At 35.7% G+C, this 485-nt stretch carries 1 protein-coding gene; it reads right to left on the minus strand.

Going from position 1 to position 485, the window contains the following annotated elements:
* The coding region (locus tag CAMP5118_RS07985; protein WP_337217029.1) for a flagellin hook IN motif-containing protein at window positions 1-485 on the minus strand (485 nt) is incomplete at both ends.

Consider the following 485-nt stretch of genomic DNA (forward strand, 5'->3'; position numbering starts at 1 on the left):
CTTGAAGCTTCTACGCCTGTGCTATCTTTTACTGAGTTAATAGCAGCTACCAAAGCTCCATTTTGATCACTATCTTGATATTCTATCCTACCTATTTTAACTCCGTTGATAGTAAAATCATCACTAGTAACTCCAGCTTTGATAGGACCGGCTCCGGTAGTTTCTACTAAGAAATTTGCTCTAATACCAGTTACATCAGCTACCCTATTAATCTCTTCAGCTAAAGCACCTATACCAGTACCTACTGAAGATGAAATCACTACAGGTTGGAATTTAAAATCATCCACACCATTATAATTTTTGATATTAAGCTCAACCACACCACTACTATGAGACATAGAACCAGTTTCAAATCTAGTAACACCAATTTTACTTGATTGGGTTGGACCTATACTAGCTTTTACAGTTTGATTTGACTGAGCACCGATTTGAAATTCTTGATTAGTAAAATTTCCACTTAAAAGTTGTTTACCATTGAATGCTGT

Source organism: Campylobacter sp. LMG 7929 (assembly GCF_024723595.1).
Taxonomy (GTDB): domain Bacteria; phylum Campylobacterota; class Campylobacteria; order Campylobacterales; family Campylobacteraceae; genus Campylobacter_D.